This is a genomic window from Enterobacter sp. 241F3 (assembly GCF_034106785.1).
GTDB lineage: Bacteria > Pseudomonadota > Gammaproteobacteria > Enterobacterales > Enterobacteriaceae > Enterobacter > Enterobacter vonholyi.
The window spans coordinates 495,091-513,644 of the sequence record NZ_JAWNDD010000001.1 but is presented as its reverse complement, the minus strand read 5'-3'; the positions used below and the strand labels follow the sequence as shown (position 1 = coordinate 513,644).

Genomic DNA, 18,554 nt, shown 5'->3' with positions numbered 1-18,554 from the left:
TAACGCCATGTCAGATAACGACGAACTGCAGCAAATTGCGCATCTGCGCCGTGAATACACCAAAGGCGGCCTGCGTCGCCAGGATCTTCCCGCTGAACCCCTCGTGCTTTTTGAACGCTGGCTGAAACAGGCCTGCGAAGCGAAACTCGGCGACCCCACGGCCATGGTTGTCGCGACGGTGGATGAAAACGGTCAACCCTATCAGCGCATCGTATTGCTCAAGCATTATGACGAGAAAGGACTGGTGTTCTACACCAACCTTGGCAGCCGCAAAGCGCACCATCTGGAAAACAATCCGCGTATCAGCCTGCTGTTCCCGTGGCACATGCTGGAACGTCAGGTCATGGTGACCGGCAGAGCGGAACGTCTTTCGACGCTGGAAGTGGTGAAGTATTTCCACAGCCGCCCGCGTGACAGCCAGATTGGCGCCTGGGTATCAAAACAGTCGAGCCGCATTTCTGCCCGCGGCGTGCTGGAAAGTAAATTCCTGGAGCTGAAGCAGAAGTTCCAGCAGGGTGAAATCCCGCTGCCGAGCTTCTGGGGTGGTTTCCGCATCCCGATAGATCAGATTGAGTTCTGGCAGGGGGGCGAACATCGCCTGCACGACCGCTTTTTATACCAGCGCGAGAATGGCGGCTGGAAAATCGACAGACTGGCACCGTAATCCCCGAAATTTGTTGATTTAAGCGCTAGCGCACGCCGCGCTTGCGCTTTATTCTATGGGTCCTTTCGCATCAGGCGAAAAGTCGTGTACCGGCAAAGGTGCAGTCGTTTATACATGGAGAATTTGATGGCAAGCAGTAACTTGATTAAACAATTGCAAGAGCGGGGCCTCGTGGCCCAGGTGACGGACGAGGAAGCGTTAGCAGAGCGACTGGCGCAAGGCCCGATCGCGCTCTATTGCGGCTTCGATCCCACCGCTGACAGCTTGCATTTGGGGCATCTTGTTCCATTGTTATGCCTGAAACGCTTCCAGATGGCGGGCCATAAGCCTGTTGCCCTGGTGGGCGGCGCGACCGGTCTGATTGGTGACCCAAGCTTTAAAGCCGCTGAGCGTAAACTGAACACCGAAGATACCGTGCAGGAGTGGGTGGATAAGATCCGCAAACAGGTTGCGCCGTTCCTCGACTTCAACTGTGGTGATAACGCCGCGATTGCCGCCAACAACTACGACTGGTTTGGCAGCATGAACGTGCTGACCTTCCTGCGTGACATCGGCAAACACTTCTCTGTTAACCAGATGATTAACAAAGAGGCCGTGAAGCAGCGTCTGAACCGTGACGACCAGGGTATCTCCTTTACCGAGTTCTCCTACAACCTGCTGCAGGGGTATGACTTTGCCTGCCTGAACAAACTGCACGGCGTTTCCCTGCAGATTGGCGGTTCTGACCAGTGGGGCAACATCACCTCCGGTATCGATCTGACCCGTCGTCTGCACCAGAACCAGGTGTTTGGTCTGACCGTTCCGCTGATTACCAAAGCAGACGGCACCAAATTTGGTAAGACTGAGGGCGGCGCGGTATGGCTCGATCCGAAGAAAACCAGTCCGTACAAATTCTACCAGTTCTGGATCAACACGGCGGATGCCGATGTTTATCGCTTCCTGAAGTTCTTCACCTTCATGGATATCGCAGAGATCAACGCGCTGGAAGAAGAAGATAAGAACAGCGGTAAAGCGCCACGCGCGCAGTACGTGCTGGCGGATGAAGTGACCAAACTGGTTCACGGTGAAGAAGGTCTGGCCGCGGCAAAACGCATTACCGCTAGCCTGTTTAACGGCACCCTGAGCGATCTGAGCGAAGCGGACTTTGAACAGCTGGCGCAGGACGGCGTGCCAATGGTTGAGATGGAGAAAGGGGCTGACCTGATGCAGGCGCTGGTGGACTCTGAACTGCAGCCTTCCCGCGGTCAGGCGCGTAAAACCATCGCGTCTAACGCGATCACCATCAACGGTGAGAAACAGGCCGACCCGGAATACACCTTCGTTGACGGCGATCGTCTGTATGGCCGTTACACCCTGCTGCGTCGCGGCAAGAAAAACTACTGCCTTGTCTGCTGGAAGTAATTAACAGTCTCCAGGGGCGTGGGAAACCACGCCCCTTTTGTTTTTTCAGGGTTTGGTAAGAAAATAATGAAGAACATCCTCGCCATTCAGTCCCACGTCGTTTTTGGACATGCTGGCAATAGCGCAGCGGAATTCCCGATGCGTCGCCTCGGCGCCAACGTCTGGCCCCTCAATACCGTCCAGTTTTCCAATCACACGCAGTACGGCAAATGGACCGGCTGCGTGATGCCGCCTTCGCACCTTACCGAGGTTGTGCAGGGCATTGCCGATATCGACCAGCTCAAGCGCTGTGATGCCGTACTGAGCGGTTATCTTGGTTCAGCGGAGCAGGGGGAGCATATCCTCGGCATCGTACGCCAGGTGAAAGCCGCAAATCCGTCGGCAAAATACTTCTGCGACCCGGTTATGGGTCATCCGGAAAAAGGCTGCATCGTGGCGCCAGGCGTTGCGGAGTTCCACGTCCGCCACGCTCTGCCCGCCAGCGATATCATTGCGCCAAACCTGGTAGAACTGGAGATCCTCTGCGAGCATCCGGTTAACAGCGTAGAAGAGGCAGTAACTGCATCTCGCGAGCTGATCGCGCAGGGGCCTGAGGTTGTGCTGGTAAAACATCTCGCACGCGCAGGGCTAAGTCAGGATCGCTTTGAGATGCTGCTGGTGACGAAAGACGATGCCTGGCACATCAGCCGTCCGCTGGTGGATTTTGGCAAACGCCAGCCGGTGGGCGTGGGGGATGTGACCAGCGGCCTGCTGCTGGTGAAATTACTTCAGGGGGCAACGCTGCGCGATGCGCTGGAGCATGTGACTGCGGCAGTATACGAAATTATGATGGCGACGAAAGAGATGCAGGAATATGAGTTGCAGGTGGTTGCGGCACAGGATCGTATCGCGAAGCCGGAGCACTATTTCAGCGCCACACGGCTTTAAACGATACCGGGTGGCGCTGCGCGTGAGGGGCTGTGAATTTTGTAGGCCGGGTAAGCGCAGCGCCACCCGGCAACAGAGGCCGCTCGGTTAGTTCAACCCTTCCGCTTTCAGCGCCGCAGCCACCGCAGGACGCTCTGAAACGCGTTTCATATACGATGCAATGTGGTCTAACCCTTCCAGATTCAGCTTAACCGCACGAGCCCAGCGCAGCACGGTGAACAGATACGCATCGGCAATCGTGAAGCGCGACCCGCCAATCCACTGTTCGTCTTTCAGCGATTCGTTAACGTACTGCAGCTTTTTCTCAAGAAGCGCACGCAGGGTCGGCTTAAACTCTTCCGGCGTATCCGGGCGGAACAGGGGGGTAAACCCTTTGTGCAACTCGGTGGCAATGTAGTTCAGCCATTCCAGCGTCTTATAGCGAGAAATGGTACTGACCGGTGCCAGCAGCTGGCGATCGGGCACGCTATCGGCCAGGAACTGCATAATCGCCACGCCTTCGGTCAGCAGAGTACCGTCATCCAGCAGGAGCGCCGGAACTTGTCCTTTCGGGTTAATGGCAAGAAAGTCATCGCCATTTTCCAGGCGCTTTTTCATCAGATCAACGCCATCCAGCGTGAAATCTTTGCCGCTCTCGCGCAGGGTGATATGGGAAGCAAGAGAGCACGCGCCCGGTTTGTAGAACAGTTTCATCGGTAACTCCTTTTTGCTGAGGTTTCAGCTATGTTAGTGCGCGAACGGCTAAAAAAAAAGCCGCTAATGCATTAGCGGCTTCTGTTCAGTCGTTTCTCAATAATCTTACGCAGTAGCGGTTTTGGTCGCTTCAGCCGTCTTGTCGTCGTCCTGAGTCATACGATTCAGTTTCGGCGCGGTCAGCAGCATCAGCGCAGCGATCACCGCTGTCGCGATACCAATCTGCATGAACACGGTACCGTAGACGTTCAGGGAGACCAGTGGGTCAGTGACGTTTTCAGGCACAGCCATCAGGTTCGCAATTTTACCCGCAATGATTGCCGCACCGGCAGTGGTCAGGAACCAGCTACCCATAATGAAGCCCATCAGACGCTGCGGCACCAGCTGTGCAACCATCGCCAGACCCAGACCGGAGATCATCAGTTCGCCGATAGACTGCAGCGCGTAGCTCAGGATCAGCCAGTTAACGGAGACGATGCCTGCTTCAGTGGCAAACTTGGTACCCAGCGGCAGCACCAGGAACGCGCCTGAGCACAGTACCATACCGATTGCGAACTTGTGCGGCATTGGCAGACGGTCACCCATCTTGTTATAGATAGCGGCCAGAATCGGGCTACCAATCATGATCCAGAACGGGTTCAGCGCCTGATACTGCTCCGGCTCGAATGCGATGCCCAGAATAGAGTGCTCAACGTTACGAATGGCGAAGAAGTTCAGTGAGGTTGGCATCTGGCTGTACAGCACGAAGAAGATAATCGCTTCCAGCATCAGAATGAACGCCACAATCATCTTACGACGGGCAGCACCCTGCATGGCGAACGCTTCTTTCGCAAAGATAACCACGATACCCAGTGCAACTACGCCCAGAACGGCACGAGCGATACCCTGGTTGTGCAGTAGCCAGGTGGCGATTGCCGCGAGGACAACAACGCCCACGATAGTCGCCAGCAGTTTGCCCATGTGTACAGGCTCGAAGTCAGGTTTTGAACCGTAGTCTTTAACCCAGCTGCGGCAGAACAGGAAGTTCACAACGGTGATCAGCATACCCACGAAGCTCAGCGCAAACGCCACGCTCCAGCCGAATTTCGCGGCGAGCCATGGGGTTGCCAGCATCGAGAAGAATGAACCGATGTTGATGGACATGTAGTACATGGTAAATGCACCGTCCAGACGCGGGTCATCTTTGCTGTAGCAGGTAGAGAGAAGGGAAGACGGGTTCGCTTTGAACAGACCGTTACCCACGGCGATCGTCGCCATGCCCATATACACGACAGCGGCATCGTGCCCTGACCATGCCACCAGACCATAGCCAATTGCCAGTACAATAGCGCCCAGCATAATGACGCGCTTAGTACCCAGAACTTTATCACCCAGCCAGCCGCCGATAGCAACCAGACCATAGACAAGGGCACTGAAGGAGGAGAACAGCGTGATGGAATCAGCTTCAGACATACCCAGCTGTTTGACCAGGTAAACCGCCATGATCCCTTGCAGGCCGTAATAACCAAAACGCTCCCATAACTCGATAGAGAAGATGAGATAAAACGCTTTAGGCTGTTTAAAAGCGTTAAGACTCACGCTTTCATCTGTTGGTTTATTGTTTGCAGTAGACACATATACCTCTTTTTTTACATCCCATATTAACGGGGGTGTTCATAGCGTGATGGCCGTAGTCCATACGCCTTATAGTTATATTGGGAGGAGAAACGGCGGGTAATGTTCACTATCCTGCCCCATCTGGCAATACGTTTGTAATAATCTGTTACATATATCTGAAGTGGTATAATCGTCGGTTCATGCAAATGTTATTCAGCGTTAAATTTTATACGATGTATAAAGGTAGTTTTTTCGACTGGCAGAGCCCCGTCAGGACCGGTGTTTGGCGATATGTTCTGCTATTTGCCGCTTCTGGCAGTGATATAGCCCATATTCTGAAAAATAGATGGTCTTATCGTCGGCAAAAAAAGAAGAGTGTCTTGTCAGACAAAGGGTTTAAGTTGATTTTGACAACAAAAATACAACATGAAGTTATCAGGGTGATCGCGATCACAGATGTATAGAAATTTTTGGCTATGAAAAAACTATTAACCTGTTTGAGCGTTAAACAACCGAAGAAGTGACAGGTGAGGGTAAACGAAAGGCGGACAAATAGCGGGCAAAAGAAGGGCTTCTGGTAACCCTTATTTTGGTAAGGGATTGTGACATTCAGGGATACACTTTTTCTTTGTATTCGCAGAGATCTTCAATAATACAGGAGCCGCAGCGAGGCTTACGGGCAATACACGTGTAACGACCGTGCAGAATCAGCCAGTGATGGCAATCAACCTTAAACTCAGCCGGAACCACTTTAAGCAGCTTCTCTTCGACCTGCTCGACATTTTTCCCCGGCGCGAAGTTGGTCCGGTTAGACACGCGAAAAATATGCGTATCTACGGCAATAGTGGGCCAGCCAAACGCGGTGTTGAGCACCACGTTGGCAGTCTTACGCCCCACCCCCGGTAAGGCTTCCAGCGCGGCGCGATCTTCCGGCACTTCGCCTCCATGCTGTTCCAGCAGGATCCGGCAGGTCTTAATGACGTTCTCGGCTTTGCTGTTAAACAGGCCGATGGTTTTGATATACGACTTCACGCCTTCCACGCCCAGCTCCAGCATGGCCTTCGGCGTATTGGCGACTGGATAGAGTAGGGCGGTGGCTTTATTGACGCTCACGTCGGTAGCCTGTGCGGAGAGCAACACGGCGATCAGCAGCTCAAACGGGGAGGTAAAATTCAGCTCCGTCGTCGGGTGCGGGTTCTCGTCCCGCAGACGGGTCAGGATCGCAATGCGCTTTTCTTTATTCATGAAGCCTTCTCGGGTGTCCCTTCCAGAACGCTGCGCTCAGCCGCGCGGCGCTTACGTTTCTCATCAATCAGGTATTTTATCGCCAGCATCATGCCAAGGCCAATAAACGCGCCGGGCGGCAGCATCGCCAGCAGGAACGGCGTATCGGTGTGGAACACTTCAACGCGCAGGGCTTTGGCCCAGCCGCCCAGCAGGGCATCTGCGCCGTCGAACAGCGTACCGTTGCCGAGGATTTCGCGCAGAGAGCCCAGCACGAACATGGCGCAGGTGGCGCCCATGCCTATGGAAAAACCGTCCAGCGCCGACATGGCGGGGCTATTTTTCACCGCGAACGCTTCCGCACGCCCAACGACGATACAGTTGGTGACGATAAGAGGAATAAAGATCCCGAGCGACTGGTACAGGCCGAACGCGTAGGCGTTAATCAGCATCTGAACAATACTGACCACCGACGCAATGATCATGACGTAAATCGGAATACGAATTTCCGACGGCGTCCAGCGTCGCAGGGCAGAGATGGAGAGGTTGGTCAGGGTCAATACTAGCGTGGTTGCCAGACCCAGACCGAGCGCGTTGGTGGCGGTGGATGTCACCGCCAGCAGGGGGCACATGCCCAGAAGCTGTACCAGCGCGGAGTTGTTCTTCCACAACCCCTGGACAATAACCTCTTTAACCTGGCTCATGATTACTCCCCACAGGCCGGAAGATTGTTGATTTGCGCGGGCAGCGTTTCAGCGTACAGCCCGGCTCGTTTTACGGCGTTTACCACGGCGCGCGGCGTGATGGTCGCGCCGGTGAACTGGTCGAACTCGCCGCCGTCTTTCTTCACCGCAAACGCGGTGTCACCTTCGCCATGGATAACTTTCCCGGCGAAGTGCAAAATCCAGTCGCTCAGACGGGTTTCAATTTTGTCGCCAAGACCCGGCGTTTCATGATGTTCCGTCACGCGGGTGCCCAGGATGGTACCGGAGAAATCGCTGCCCACGAGCAGCTGAATGGCGCCGGAATAGCCGTCAGGCGCCGTCGCTTCCATCACCGCGCCGACCGGTTTACCCCCTTTGCGGGCGATAAAGAGGCGGTGCGGGCCTTTCCCTAGCTGCGGCGCGTCTACCACAAAGCAGCTTTTTTGCAGATCGTTATCGTAGAAATCAGACGGGATCACCTGATCGAACAGCGCCTTTTGCTGCTTCGAGGCCTGTTCTTCGATGGTCGTTTTGGTCAGCGCATTAACCAGTGCCGTCAGCCCCGTCAGCACCGCGGCGAAGACAGCCAGCGTGACGCCGTGTTTTTGCATCGTTTTTAACATGGCGAAACCCCTAGCGATGACCGTACACGCGAGGGCGCGTGTAGTAGTCGATGAGCGGAACGGTAATGTTGGCAAGCAGGACGGCAAAGGCGACACCGTCCGGGTACCCGCCAAAGCTGCGGATGAGCCAGACCAGCAGGCCCGCCAGCGCGCCGAAGATCAGGCGGCCGCGGTTAGTCGTTGACGCCGTCACCGGATCCGTCAGGATAAAGAAGGCTCCTAACATGGTGGCACCGGAGAGCAAATGCATCTGCGGGCTGGCCAGTGATTCAGGAGAAAAGACCCATCCCAGCGTGGCGCACACCGCCAGCGTCACGAGGAAGCTGACCGGAATATACCAGCGGATGGCTTTCTGCTGCAGCAGGAACAGGCCGCCCAGCAGATACGCCAGGTTGACCCACTGCCAGCCCGCGCCCGCCAGCATGCCGCTGTAGATCGCGGACTTCATGATCTGCTCAACGCTGTGCCCGGCATGCAGGGATGTTTTAAAGGTATCGAGAGGCGTCGCCTGGCTGATACCGTCCACGCCCATGCGCAGGGCGTTCATATCCGCACCGAGTGCCGTATGGCCGGTAAAGATGACGTGCAGGGCATCCATAAAACCCGGAACCGTGGCCGCAATCTCGTGCGGTGGCAGCCAGCTGGTCATCTGCACCGGGAAGGAGATCAGCAGCACCACGTAGCCAATCATCGCCGGGTTAAACGGGTTATGGCCCAGTCCACCATACAGCTGTTTGGCAATGATCACGGCAAACACGGTGCCGAGCACTACCATCCACCACGGGGCAAACGGCGGAATACTGATGGCGAGAAGCAGGCCGGTCAGCAGCGCGGAGTTATCGGCAAGAATGCGGGAGACAGCCGCCTTACGCAGCTTAAGCACAAGGGCTTCCGCCGCTAAGGCGCTGGCACAGCCCAAGATTATCTGGAACAGGGTTCCCCAGCCGAAAAACCAGCACTGAACGGCAATGCCCGGCAGCGCCGCCAGGCAGACCAGCATCATAATGCGCGACGTCTGGCGCTGATTGTGGGTGTAAGGGGAGCTTGCGATTCTGAAAACCATTTAATCCTCGTTAACTGCTTGCTGTGCGGCTTTCTTCGCCTGAACGCGCGCGATGGCGGCGGCCACGGCGGCTTTGCGCGGGTCATCGTTGGCGGCCTGCGGCTGCTCTTCCTGCTGCGCCGCCTTACGGGCTTTAGCCCGGGCAATCGCCGCTTCGACGGCGGCTTTACGCGGGTCGACCGGTGCTTCTGTTTCTGCAGCTGGCGTCTGCTGTGCCGCCTTGCGCGCTTTGGCCCGGGCAATCGCTGCCTCAACGGCCGCTTTGCGAGGGTCGACCGCTTCCTGCTCAACCACCACGTTCTGCTCGCCGGCTTTGCGCGCTTTGGCGCGGGCTATTGCCGCTTCAACTGCGGCTTTGCGCGGGTCAACCTCGGCATCCGTCTGGACCGTTTGCGCTTTTTCAGCCTGACGGGCGCGAGCCTGGGCTTTGCGAGCTTCACGCGCCGCGATGGCTTCACTGTTGTCAGGCTTCTCGCCAGCCGGGATCACCACAGGCTGCGCAGCTGTCGCTTTTTTCTCACGAACGCGCGCCAGTGCGGCGTTAATCGCATCCTGATCTTTCTCGCCGGGCTGAACCGCGGCCTGCTTATGGCGCTCCTGACGGGCGATTTTCTCGCGCTCCAGTCGCGCCTGGCGCGCTTCAAAGCGTGCCTTAGCTTCCGCGGCGCGTTTTTCTTCCATGGAGATAGCATAAATCTCAGCCTTCTCCTGGCGGAAATACTGCACCAGCGGGATGTTGCTTGGGCAGACCCAGGCGCAGGCGCCGCATTCGATGCAGTCGGCCAGGTTATGGGCTTTTGCCTTGTCGTGCAGCTGCCCTTTGCTGTACCAGTACAGCTGTTGCGGCAGCAGATCCGCCGGGCAGGCATCGGCGCAGGCGCTGCAGCGGATGCAGCCTTTCTCTTCCTGCTCTTCGCCCATCTCGGTCGGGGAAGGGGCGAGCAGACAGTTGGTAATTTTCACTACAGGCACATCTAGCCACGGCAGGGTAAAGCCCATCAGCGGGCCTCCCATGATCACCATCTGGTCGCTGCCCGGGCAAAACTCAGCCTGCTCCAGCAGGTGACGCACCGGCGTACCCAGACGTGCCCAGACGTTGCCCGGACGAGAGACCGATTCCCCGGTCAGCGTTACCACGCGCTCGGTCAGCGGCTCGCCGTCGATCACCGCGCGCTTCACGGCGTATGCGGTGCCGACGTTCTGCATCAGCACGCCGATATCCGAAGAGCGTCCGCCGTGCGGCACCTGCTTACCGGTAAGGATTTGCGTCAGCTGTTTAGCACCGCCAGAGGGGTACTTGGTCGGGATGACGCGCAGGCTGATATCGTGGCTACCGGCCAGCACGGCGCGCAGCATCGAGATAGCCTGCGGTTTATTGTCTTCGATACCGATCAGCACTTCCCGCGGCTGCAGAATGTGCGCCAGGATGCGGATGCCTTCCACCACCTGGGCGGCGCAGTCCTGCATCAGACGATCGTCAGCGGTAATGTACGGTTCGCATTCGGCGGCGTTGATAATCAGCGTCTGAATATTATCGCCACCGCCGCGCAGCTTGACGCCTGTCGGGAAGCCTGCGCCGCCGAGGCCGGCAACGCCGAACTGATGAATACGTTCGATGAGTGCTTCGCGGCTCTGGCTGCGGTAATCGCTCCAGCCATCACGGTCGATCCAGCGGTCTTCACCGTCGGCATCAATAATCACGCTCAGCTCTGAGAGCGCTGAAGGATGAGCTACCGTATGAGGGGCAATCGCCACCACTTTACCGGAGGTAGGGGCGTGCACCGGCAGCATGCGTCCGCGACCAAAGGTCAGCGGCTGACCGCGAAGGACCGTATCGCCTTGTTTGACGCACAGCTCGCCCTCAGCGCCGATGTGCTGCTTGAGCGGGATAACGAAACGGGTTGCCAGCGGAATTTGGCGCAGCGGCGTGCCGTTAGACTGGGTTTTCATCTCCGGCGGGTGAATACCCCCGTCAAAATCCCAAATCTTCTCTTTTCTGAAAGCAGAAAATAACTTAAGCATGTTGTTCCACAGGAATATTGCGAACCGGAATGGTTTGAAGATCCCACTTCCAGCTTTCGATAGTCGTTTCAACCGGGCGCAGCTCGATACATTGCGTCGGGCAAGGTGCTACGCAGAGGTTACAGCCGGTGCACAGGTCTGCCACCACGGTGTGCATGGCGCGCGTTGCGCCAACAATGGCGTCGACCGGGCAGGCCTGAATACATTTGGTGCAGCCGATGCAGTTCGCTTCGTCGATCACGGCCAGCGCGCGGACCGGCTCCTGCACCTCCGCATCGCCGTCAACGGGCTGCGGATCAACGTTAAGCAGGGCCGCAATTTTCAACATCACCGCTTCGCCGCCGGGCGCACAGCGGTTAATTTTTTCACCCTGAATGCCTACCGCTTCCGCGTAGGGACGGCAGCCCGGGTAGCCGCACTGCCCGCACTGGCTTTGCGGCAGGAGCTCATCAATTTTCTCAACAACAGGATCGTCCTCTACCGCGAAGCGGCGGGAGGCGTAACCCAGGATAAGGCCAAACACCAACCCCAGAACGCTAATAGAGGCGATGGCAATCCAGATAGCACTCATTACAACTTCACCAGACCACTAAAGCCCATAAAGGCCAGAGACATTAAACCTGCGGTCACCAGCGCAATCGCGTTACCGCGGAAGGGGGCGGGGATATCCGCTGCCGCCAGACGCTCGCGAATCGACGCGAACAGAACCATAACAAATGAGAAACCGACTGCAGCGGAAAAACCGTACAGCGCCGACTGCATAAAGTTATGGCCAAGGTTGATATTCAGCAGCGCCACGCCGAGAACGGCGCAGTTGGTAGTGATCAGCGGCAGGAAGATACCCAGCAGGCGATAGAGCGCCGGGCTGGTTTTGCGCACCACCATTTCGGTAAATTGCACTACCACCGCGATAACCAGAATAAAGGCCAGCGTCCGGAGATAGGTTAACCCCAGCGGAATGAGGATCCAGGTATCAATCCACCACGCGCAGATGGACGCCAGCGTCATGACGAAGGTCGTCGCTAGCCCCATGCCCATTGCCGTTTCCAGCTTTTTGGAAACGCCCATAAACGGACACAGGCCAAGGAACTTCACCAGAACGAAGTTGTTAACCAGCACGGTGCCGACAAAGAGCAGTAAGTAATCGGTCATTATTTAGCCTGAAATAAAAAAGCCGCCTATTATCGGACAAACACACGCAGGCGACAACAGGTTATCTGTAGGGTTATTACGGGTTCACGAAGGTGTTTTTCACCCGCGTCGAACGCTTGAAGTAGGGTACCAGCAGCGCCGCGGCCAGCAACGGGAAAAGCAGCTGACGAACGGCCAGCGCGTCTGAAACGGGCGAAAAAGCAAACGCCTTAACCGCCAGCAGGACCGAAACCAGCAGCCAGATAATGTAGTGCTTAGGCACATTCTTACGGCGCTTAAAGAAGGCGATGGTCAGCCACAGCGTGTAGTACCACATCCCGATCGCGAAAACGAATGACACAAACCACAAAGCAATATTCAGCACGTTTTGCGACATCAGGGTCTGGATGGCGTGAGGGGTAATCAGTGCGGTGGTATAAAGCAGCAGCGCAAGTGATGCGCTTAATAAGGCAACCAGCAGCCATGCCAGTGGGGCGATTAACCAGCCTCCAATGCGTTCTCCAGGCGTTGCGGTCATGAACTCTCCCATAATCTGCGCGAAATGTTTTACAGCCAGTTGGCAGGGCGGAGAGTATATAACATTTCGCGCGGATGGCTACTTTCTTATAAAACGTAGCGCCATACGGACTTAGGCACTTCACCTACGTTGAACAAACGACCGCCGGAAACCAGCTCCGCACGGCGATGGTCAGCGGCACGATACATATTAATGATGTCCTGATTATCAGACAGGGTGTAGTTCAGATGGTCAAACAGTTTTTCCAGGCTCTCAAGCGAATTGATCTTGCGAAATTTTAATAAATAGTCCTGAACTGTCATATTAATAAGTTTCCATATAAAAGTGAGTAATACCAGTTAAGGTAATTCGTTCGAATAATAAACGGATTAATAAAGACGTAAACAGCCCACTCAGGTAACGCGACGAAATTAGGAGTTTTCTTTGCTGAAATTCAGGCATCAGACGATGCCTGGAAGAGAAGGTTAACCGTGTTCACCAGGGCTGGCAATAAGTAACTGACATATTATGTCACTCTTTATTGCGGTAACCGGTTACTTGGGTTGGGCGACTGTGACAGGCTCCGGCGGCTGGTAGTTATCGATATGGCTGGCAACGCCCAGCAAAATGACCGAAACCCCAAGGACAATCCATCCCGCTAATTCAATGATTCGATTAATTATTGACGTCATGATTCGTAGTTGTACTTTATCCTTAAATACAGGGTGCAAATGTTACAGCGACGTTTCCCCGGCCGCAAGCGCTTTGGGAACGGTTCCCTTAAACAAAATCAGTAGGTTAATACTATGTAACAAAAACAACCCGTACGACCTGCTATTTTAAGTCATATGGCACATTATTAATCTGTGGTAATGCCAGGCTAGCCAGTGTGAAATAAGAACGTCATAAAAGAGGATGGCACTATGAGTGATAATATCCGCGTTGGGCTTATCGGCTACGGGTATGCAAGTAAAACGTTTCATGCGCCTCTGATAGCCGGGACGCCGGGAATGGCGCTAGCAGCGGTATCCAGCAGCGATGCCGCTAAAGTCCATACAGACTGGCCTTCCGTGCCGGTTGTCTCTGAGCCAAAACACCTTTTCAACGATCCGAATATTGATTTAATCGTTATCCCCACGCCGAACGACACCCACTTTCCACTGGCAAAGGCCGCGCTGGAAGCCGGCAAGCACGTGGTTGTCGATAAGCCCTTTACCGTTACGTTGTCTCAGGCGCGCGAGTTGGATGCGCTGGCAAAGAGTCTGGGCAGGTTGCTGTCGGTGTTCCATAACCGCCGCTGGGACAGCGACTTTTTAACGGTAAAAAGGCTTCTCAGTGAGGGCACATTAGGGGAGATCCTCTTTTTTGAATCGCACTTTGATCGCTTCCGTCCGCAGGTACGAAACCGCTGGCGCGAGCAGGCCGGTCCGGGCAGCGGCATCTGGTACGATTTAGCCCCGCATCTGCTGGATCAGGCCGTCAATCTTTTTGGTCTGCCGGTGAGCATGACGGTCGATCTGGCCCAGCTCAGGCCCGGAGCACAGACGACCGATTACTTCCACGCGGTGCTGAGTTACCCGCAGCGGCGGATTGTGCTCCACGGTACGATGGTCGCGGCCGCAGAGTCGGCCCGCTATATTATGCACGGCACGCGCGGGAGCTACGTGAAGTTTGGTCTCGATCCGCAGGAAGACCGGCTGAAAAGCGGTGAACGTTTACCGCAGGAAGACTGGGGCTATGATATGCGCGACGGCGTAGTGACGCGGGTGGAAGGCGAGGAGCTGGTCGAGGAGACCTTTCTGACGATACCGGGTAACTATCCGGCCTATTATGCGGGCATCCGCGATGCGCTGAACGGCACGGGAGAGAATCCGGTTCCGGCCAGCCAGGCGATACAGATTATGGAGCTGATTGAGTTGGGTATTGAATCTGCCAAACATCGCGCGACGCTCTGTCTGGCATAATTTTAAATATTTTAGTAGGCCGGGTAAGCGTTAGCGCCACCCGGCAGCGGAGTTAACCGCGAGCCACTTTATCTTTCAGCGCCTGCTTCTCTGCAGGCGTCAGGAAGGCACTCTCCAGCCCGTTGATCTGCGCCTGACGGATCTGCTCGCGGCTCAGACCCGCCTGCGGTGCGGCGATGTTGTACTCATGGATGATATCCACCCCCTGTACCGCCGGATCGTCAGTGTTCAGAGAGGCCAGCACGCCGTGCTCAAGGAACGTTTTCAGCGGGTGCTGCGACAGCGATGCGACGGTGCTGGTCTGAATGTTAGACGTCAGGCACGACTCAATACCGATACGCTGCTCCGCCAGGAAATCCATCAGCGCGCGATCTTCGACCGCCTTCACGCCGTGACCGATACGCTCGGCGCCCAGCTCGCGGATGGCCTGCCAGATGCTTTCCGGGCCAGCCGCTTCGCCCGCATGTACGGTAATGTGCCAGCCGGCATCGCGCGCGCGGTTGAAGTGGGAGAGGAACAGGCTGCCCGGGAAGCCCAGCTCGTCACCGGCGAGATCGACGGCGGTGATGGCATCGCGATGGGCCAGCAGCGCCTCCAGCTCCTGCAGGCAGGCGGCTTCACCGAAGGTACGGCTCATGATGCCGATCAGACGGGCCTGAACGTCGAAGGTTTTACACCCTTCGCGCACGCCTTCAATGACGGCTTCCACCACGCCTGCAACGGGCAGGCTGTGGGTCATCGCCATGTAGCCCGGCGAGAAGCGCAGCTCGACGTAGTGCAGGCCGTTGCGGGCGGCATCTTCGATGTTCTCAAACGCCACGCGGCGGCAGGCATCCAGCGACGCCAGCATCTTTACGCCCCAGTCGAGTTTGCTCAGGAAGCTGACCAGGTCCGGTTCATTAGAGGTCACCTGTACGTGAGGGATCAGGGACTCAAGGGTCTGAGCAGGAAGCGTTAAATTGAACTGGCGGCCAAGATCGAGGATGGTTTGGGCACGAATGTTACCGTCAAGGTGACGATGAATATCAGTTAAAGGCAGGCGTGTATCAATCATGGTCGCACTCTTTTCTGGTTAAAGTGCGCCATATTATAAAAACAAAACGGGGTAAAAAGCTATTTGCGCAAGGGAATATTCCGTTGCGCAAATTGATTACAGAAGCGTATTAATGCCGGCGATCAGGCGTTGAACCCCTTGCTCCAGCTTGCTTCGCGGGCAGCCCGCATTCAGGCGTACGAAGCCATTTCCCTCTTTTCCATAGGTATATCCCGGCATGATGGCGACTTTTTGCTGTTCGATCAGCACTTTTTGCAGCGCCCGATCGTCAATGTTCAGCGGGCACAGATCGATCCAGGCCAGATAGGTCGCTTCCGGCGGCTGCCAGTTTATTTTCGGAAAAGCGTGGTTTACTTCCTGCGCGATATACGACAAATTCCCTTCGAGATAACCCCGCAGGGCATCCAGCCACGGCTCCCCCTGCTGATAGGCCGCGATGTGGGCCGTAAGCGCCAGCACGGAAGGGGAAGAGAGTCCGTCCCGTCCTTTTAGCGCGCTGAGATAACCGTTACGGCTCTCTTCATCGCCAATCATGCCGTAAGCGCCCGTCAGCGCTGGAATATTAAAGCTTTTCGAGCCGGAGGTGAGAAGCGCCCATTTCCCGCGCGCCACCGCGATCCACGGCGTGTGACGATGCTCTCCCCACACCATATCCATATGAATTTCATCGCTGATCACCGCCACGTCATAGCGTGCGCACAGTTCCGCCATGTGCGTCAGCTCATCCCGCGTCCAGACCTTGCCGGTCGGATTCTGCGGACTGCACAGCAGCAAAATTTTGTTTTCCGGTTTCGCAAGCGCCGCTTCGAGGGCCGCCATATTGCCCTGCCAGCCTGCTGCCTGCTTTTCCATCTCAACCGCCACAACACGACGCGCGTTACCCTCTATGGCCTTATAAAACGCATCGTATGCCGGGGTGTGTATCACCACGCCGTCGCCGGGGTTTGACCAGAGACGTATCAGTTCAGAGACCATGTAGATGACGGAGGGGCCATAAACCACGGTTTCGGTATCAATCCGGCTGTTAAAACGCTGCTGGAACCAGTGCGCGACGGCGGCGAGAAACTCGTCGTTTTTCCAGCGGCTGTAACCGAACACGCCGTGTTGAATGCGCTGATGCAGCGCGTCGGTAATGCAGGGGGCGGTGGCGAAATCCATATCCGAGATGGTGAAGGGCAGCAGATCCGCCGCGCCAAAGCGGTCGGCGACGTAGTCCCACTGCGTACACCAGGTGCCGTGTCGATCCACGACGGTTGAGAAATCAAACATGCTTTAATCCTTAACGTAAAACCCCCTCATGGAGAGGGGGCTGAGGCATCAGGCTTCTACTGTTCGCATCAGGGTAGCCAGCTCATCTTTCACTGACTGTACCTGCGGGCCGATAACCACCTGCAAATTGTGCTGATTTAACTGTACCACGCCGATGGCCCGGTTGGCTTTCAGGGCGTTGGTGTCCACTTTTGACATATCCGCCACCGACAAACGCAGGCGGGTAATGCAGTTATCCAGCGAGGTAATGTTATCCGCACCGCCCAGCGCTGCCAGAATTGCTGGGGTGTTATAGCCGGATTTGCCCACGGTACCGGCAACCGCCTGCTCAACGCTGGTGGCCGTATCGGTATCGCGGCCTGGCGTTTTCAGGTTAAAGCGGGTGATGGCGAAGCGGAAGATGCCGTAGTACACCACGAACCAGATCGCCGCCACGACCGGGACCAGATACCACTTGGTGGAGAGGCCGTGCAGGATCCCGAAGACTACGAAGTCAATCACGTTGCCGTCGGTGTTGCCGATGGTAACGCCCAGCACCGCCATCACGGTAAAGCCCAGACCGGTCAGCACCGCGTGGATGAGGTACAGCACCGGTGCGACGAACAGGAACAGGAATTCGATTGGCTCGGTGGTACCGCCCACGACGCAGGCGATCACACCGGAAATCAGCAGGCCTTTAATTTTATGACGGTTTTCCGGGCGCGCGCAGTGATACATCGCCAGCGCGGCACCCGGCAGGCCGCCGAGGAAGGCCGGCATTTTACCCTGAGACAGGAAGCGGGTTGCGCTTTCGGAGAAGCCGTGGGTGGTCGGGCAGCTCAGCTGCGCCTGGAAGATGGTCAGCGCGCCGCTCACATCGTGACCGCACACCTCCATGGTGCCGCCCGCTTCGGTGAAGCGAATCAGAGCCACCAGGATATGCTGCAGGCCAAACGGCAGGAGCAGACGCTCGCCGGTGCCGAAGATCATCGGACCAAAATCTCCCGCGCCGTTGATGATGCGGCCAATACCGTTAATGCCCATCGCAAAGACCGGCCAGATCAGCGGAATGATCAAACCAAACAGACCCATGACCACCAGGGTCACAATCGGCACAAAGCGGGTACCGCCGAAGAAGGCCAGGGCATCCGGCAGACGAATATTGTGGAAGCGCTCGTGCAGCATCCAGATAATCACGCCCGCGATCACTGCACCGAGGATCCCGGTATCAATAGACTGGATACCGATCACGCTCTGAATGTTGTTAGCTTTCAGCACGGCAGCGTCGGTGGTCGGCAGAATGCCTTTCGCGGTCAGCCAGAAGTTAACCGCCAGGTTCATCACCGCGTAACCCACAAAACCGGCAAACGCCGCGACGCCTTTGTTCTCGCGGGCCAGGCCCAGCGGGATAGCGATACAGAACATGACGGGCAGGAAGCTAAACGCAAAGGAGCCGACTTTACTCATCCAGATAAAGATCGCCTGCAGCACGGGAGTACCGAGGAACGGGATCAGCGTAATGACGTCTTTACTGCTGAGCGAACTGCCGATCCCCAGCATGATTCCGCAGAACGAGAGAAGTGCCACGGGCAGCATAAAGGTTTTACCCAGTTGCTGGAAAAATTCCCACAGCGATATTTTTTGTGCTGCTTTCGCCGTCATAAAACGACTCCTTTATTGTTAAAATCAGTTTGTCTGCCTCAATGCTGCGAGAAGATAAAAC

Annotated in this window: 19 protein-coding genes; 4 read left to right on the top strand and 15 right to left on the bottom strand. The window is 56.2% G+C overall.

What is annotated here, in order from left to right:
• The first annotated feature begins 7 nt into the window (after positions 1–7).
• From pdxH to pdxY, 3 genes are all read left to right on the top strand, one after another.
• Entirely contained in the window at positions 8–664 is a 657-nt protein-coding gene (gene pdxH, locus UR504_RS02320) for a pyridoxamine 5'-phosphate oxidase (protein WP_302234798.1), read from the top strand.
• A 126-nt stretch (positions 665–790) separates the two neighbouring features.
• Positions 791–2,065, top strand: a complete 1,275-nt coding sequence (gene tyrS / locus UR504_RS02315) for a tyrosine--tRNA ligase (protein WP_080327312.1) — start codon at positions 791–793, stop codon at positions 2,063–2,065.
• Positions 2,066–2,131: 66 nt separating this feature from the next.
• A complete protein-coding gene (gene pdxY / locus UR504_RS02310) occupies positions 2,132–2,992 on the top strand; it encodes a pyridoxal kinase PdxY (RefSeq protein WP_271367738.1) in 861 nt (286 codons plus the stop codon).
• 87 nt (positions 2,993–3,079) lie between these two features.
• Here pdxY and gstA read toward each other — a convergent pair whose 3' ends face one another.
• From gstA to blr, 12 genes are all read right to left on the bottom strand, one after another.
• Positions 3,080–3,685, bottom strand: a complete 606-nt coding sequence (gene gstA / locus UR504_RS02305; protein ID WP_223581976.1) for a glutathione transferase GstA — start codon at positions 3,683–3,685, stop codon at positions 3,080–3,082.
• A gap of 105 nt (positions 3,686–3,790) precedes the next feature.
• Complete coding sequence (dtpA, locus tag UR504_RS02300) at positions 3,791–5,299, bottom strand: dipeptide/tripeptide permease DtpA (protein ID WP_302234800.1); 1,509 nt, start codon at positions 5,297–5,299, stop codon at positions 3,791–3,793.
• A gap of 591 nt (positions 5,300–5,890) precedes the next feature.
• Positions 5,891–6,526 (bottom strand): endonuclease III, encoded by a 636-nt coding sequence (gene nth, locus UR504_RS02295; RefSeq protein ID WP_008500570.1) that lies wholly within the window; start codon positions 6,524–6,526, stop codon positions 5,891–5,893.
• The gene (locus UR504_RS02290) at positions 6,523–7,209 is read right to left on the bottom strand and encodes an electron transport complex subunit E (RefSeq protein WP_023617347.1); all 687 of its coding nucleotides are present in this window, start codon (positions 7,207–7,209) and stop codon (positions 6,523–6,525) included. The genes nth and UR504_RS02290 overlap by 4 nt, the downstream gene beginning before the upstream one ends.
• Positions 7,210–7,211: 2 nt before the next feature.
• Positions 7,212–7,832 (bottom strand): electron transport complex subunit RsxG, encoded by a 621-nt coding sequence (gene rsxG / locus UR504_RS02285; protein ID WP_302234801.1) that lies wholly within the window; start codon positions 7,830–7,832, stop codon positions 7,212–7,214.
• A gap of 10 nt (positions 7,833–7,842) precedes the next feature.
• Positions 7,843–8,895, bottom strand: coding sequence for an electron transport complex subunit RsxD (gene rsxD / locus UR504_RS02280; RefSeq protein ID WP_302234802.1), 1,053 nt, complete (start codon positions 8,893–8,895; stop codon positions 7,843–7,845).
• A complete protein-coding gene (rsxC, locus tag UR504_RS02275; protein ID WP_302234803.1) occupies positions 8,896–10,917 on the bottom strand; it encodes an electron transport complex subunit RsxC in 2,022 nt (673 codons plus the stop codon).
• Positions 10,910–11,488, bottom strand: a complete 579-nt coding sequence (gene rsxB / locus UR504_RS02270) for an electron transport complex subunit RsxB (protein WP_320739292.1) — start codon at positions 11,486–11,488, stop codon at positions 10,910–10,912. Before rsxB ends, rsxC begins: the two co-directional genes overlap by 8 nt.
• Positions 11,488–12,069, bottom strand: a complete 582-nt coding sequence (gene rsxA / locus UR504_RS02265) for an electron transport complex subunit RsxA (protein ID WP_063438368.1) — start codon at positions 12,067–12,069, stop codon at positions 11,488–11,490. The genes rsxB and rsxA overlap by 1 nt, the downstream gene beginning before the upstream one ends.
• Positions 12,070–12,145: 76 nt before the next feature.
• Complete coding sequence (locus tag UR504_RS02260; protein WP_115874872.1) at positions 12,146–12,586, bottom strand: DUF2569 domain-containing protein; 441 nt, start codon at positions 12,584–12,586, stop codon at positions 12,146–12,148.
• Between the two features lie 86 nt (positions 12,587–12,672).
• The gene (ydgT, locus tag UR504_RS02255) at positions 12,673–12,888 is read right to left on the bottom strand and encodes a transcription modulator YdgT (protein WP_013096896.1); all 216 of its coding nucleotides are present in this window, start codon (positions 12,886–12,888) and stop codon (positions 12,673–12,675) included.
• 231 nt (positions 12,889–13,119) lie between these two features.
• The gene (gene blr / locus UR504_RS02250) at positions 13,120–13,245 is read right to left on the bottom strand and encodes a division septum protein Blr (RefSeq protein WP_168112406.1); all 126 of its coding nucleotides are present in this window, start codon (positions 13,243–13,245) and stop codon (positions 13,120–13,122) included.
• Between the two features lie 243 nt (positions 13,246–13,488).
• Between blr and UR504_RS02245 the strand changes: the two genes are divergently transcribed.
• Positions 13,489–14,529, top strand: coding sequence for an oxidoreductase (locus UR504_RS02245; protein ID WP_111965672.1), 1,041 nt, complete (start codon positions 13,489–13,491; stop codon positions 14,527–14,529).
• A 52-nt stretch (positions 14,530–14,581) separates the two neighbouring features.
• On the opposite strand, the gene add is transcribed toward UR504_RS02245, so the two are convergent.
• From add to malX, 3 genes are all read right to left on the bottom strand, one after another.
• Positions 14,582–15,583, bottom strand: coding sequence for an adenosine deaminase (gene add / locus UR504_RS02240; protein WP_115874874.1), 1,002 nt, complete (start codon positions 15,581–15,583; stop codon positions 14,582–14,584).
• 96 nt (positions 15,584–15,679) lie between these two features.
• On the bottom strand, positions 15,680–16,852 hold the full coding sequence (locus UR504_RS02235; protein WP_302234804.1) for a MalY/PatB family protein: 1,173 nt from the start codon (positions 16,850–16,852) through the stop codon (positions 15,680–15,682).
• Between the two features lie 48 nt (positions 16,853–16,900).
• A complete protein-coding gene (gene malX, locus UR504_RS02230) occupies positions 16,901–18,493 on the bottom strand; it encodes a maltose/glucose-specific PTS transporter subunit IIBC (RefSeq protein WP_133294255.1) in 1,593 nt (530 codons plus the stop codon).
• Positions 18,494–18,554: the final 61 nt, after the last annotated feature.

What these genes read in the sequence shown, in the direction of transcription:
- pdxH (WP_302234798.1), top strand. Translation starts at nt 8, where the DNA reads ATGTCAGATAACGACGAACTGCAGCAAATTGCGCATCTGCGCCGTGAA.
- tyrS (WP_080327312.1), top strand. Translation starts at nt 791, where the DNA reads ATGGCAAGCAGTAACTTGATTAAACAATTGCAAGAGCGGGGCCTCGTG.
- pdxY (WP_271367738.1), top strand. Translation starts at nt 2,132, where the DNA reads ATGAAGAACATCCTCGCCATTCAGTCCCACGTCGTTTTTGGACATGCT.
- gstA (WP_223581976.1), bottom strand. Translation starts at nt 3,685, where the DNA reads ATGAAACTGTTCTACAAACCGGGCGCGTGCTCTCTTGCTTCCCATATC.
- nth (WP_008500570.1), bottom strand. Translation starts at nt 6,526, where the DNA reads ATGAATAAAGAAAAGCGCATTGCGATCCTGACCCGTCTGCGGGACGAG.
- UR504_RS02290 (WP_023617347.1), bottom strand. Translation starts at nt 7,209, where the DNA reads ATGAGCCAGGTTAAAGAGGTTATTGTCCAGGGGTTGTGGAAGAACAAC.
- rsxG (WP_302234801.1), bottom strand. Translation starts at nt 7,832, where the DNA reads ATGTTAAAAACGATGCAAAAACACGGCGTCACGCTGGCTGTCTTCGCC.
- rsxD (WP_302234802.1), bottom strand. Translation starts at nt 8,895, where the DNA reads ATGGTTTTCAGAATCGCAAGCTCCCCTTACACCCACAATCAGCGCCAG.
- rsxC (WP_302234803.1), bottom strand. Translation starts at nt 10,917, where the DNA reads ATGCTTAAGTTATTTTCTGCTTTCAGAAAAGAGAAGATTTGGGATTTT.
- rsxB (WP_320739292.1), bottom strand. Translation starts at nt 11,488, where the DNA reads ATGAGTGCTATCTGGATTGCCATCGCCTCTATTAGCGTTCTGGGGTTG.
- rsxA (WP_063438368.1), bottom strand. Translation starts at nt 12,069, where the DNA reads ATGACCGATTACTTACTGCTCTTTGTCGGCACCGTGCTGGTTAACAAC.
- UR504_RS02260 (WP_115874872.1), bottom strand. Translation starts at nt 12,586, where the DNA reads ATGACCGCAACGCCTGGAGAACGCATTGGAGGCTGGTTAATCGCCCCA.
- ydgT (WP_013096896.1), bottom strand. Translation starts at nt 12,888, where the DNA reads ATGACAGTTCAGGACTATTTATTAAAATTTCGCAAGATCAATTCGCTT.
- UR504_RS02245 (WP_111965672.1), top strand. Translation starts at nt 13,489, where the DNA reads ATGAGTGATAATATCCGCGTTGGGCTTATCGGCTACGGGTATGCAAGT.
- add (WP_115874874.1), bottom strand. Translation starts at nt 15,583, where the DNA reads ATGATTGATACACGCCTGCCTTTAACTGATATTCATCGTCACCTTGAC.
- UR504_RS02235 (WP_302234804.1), bottom strand. Translation starts at nt 16,852, where the DNA reads ATGTTTGATTTCTCAACCGTCGTGGATCGACACGGCACCTGGTGTACG.
- malX (WP_133294255.1), bottom strand. Translation starts at nt 18,493, where the DNA reads ATGACGGCGAAAGCAGCACAAAAAATATCGCTGTGGGAATTTTTCCAG.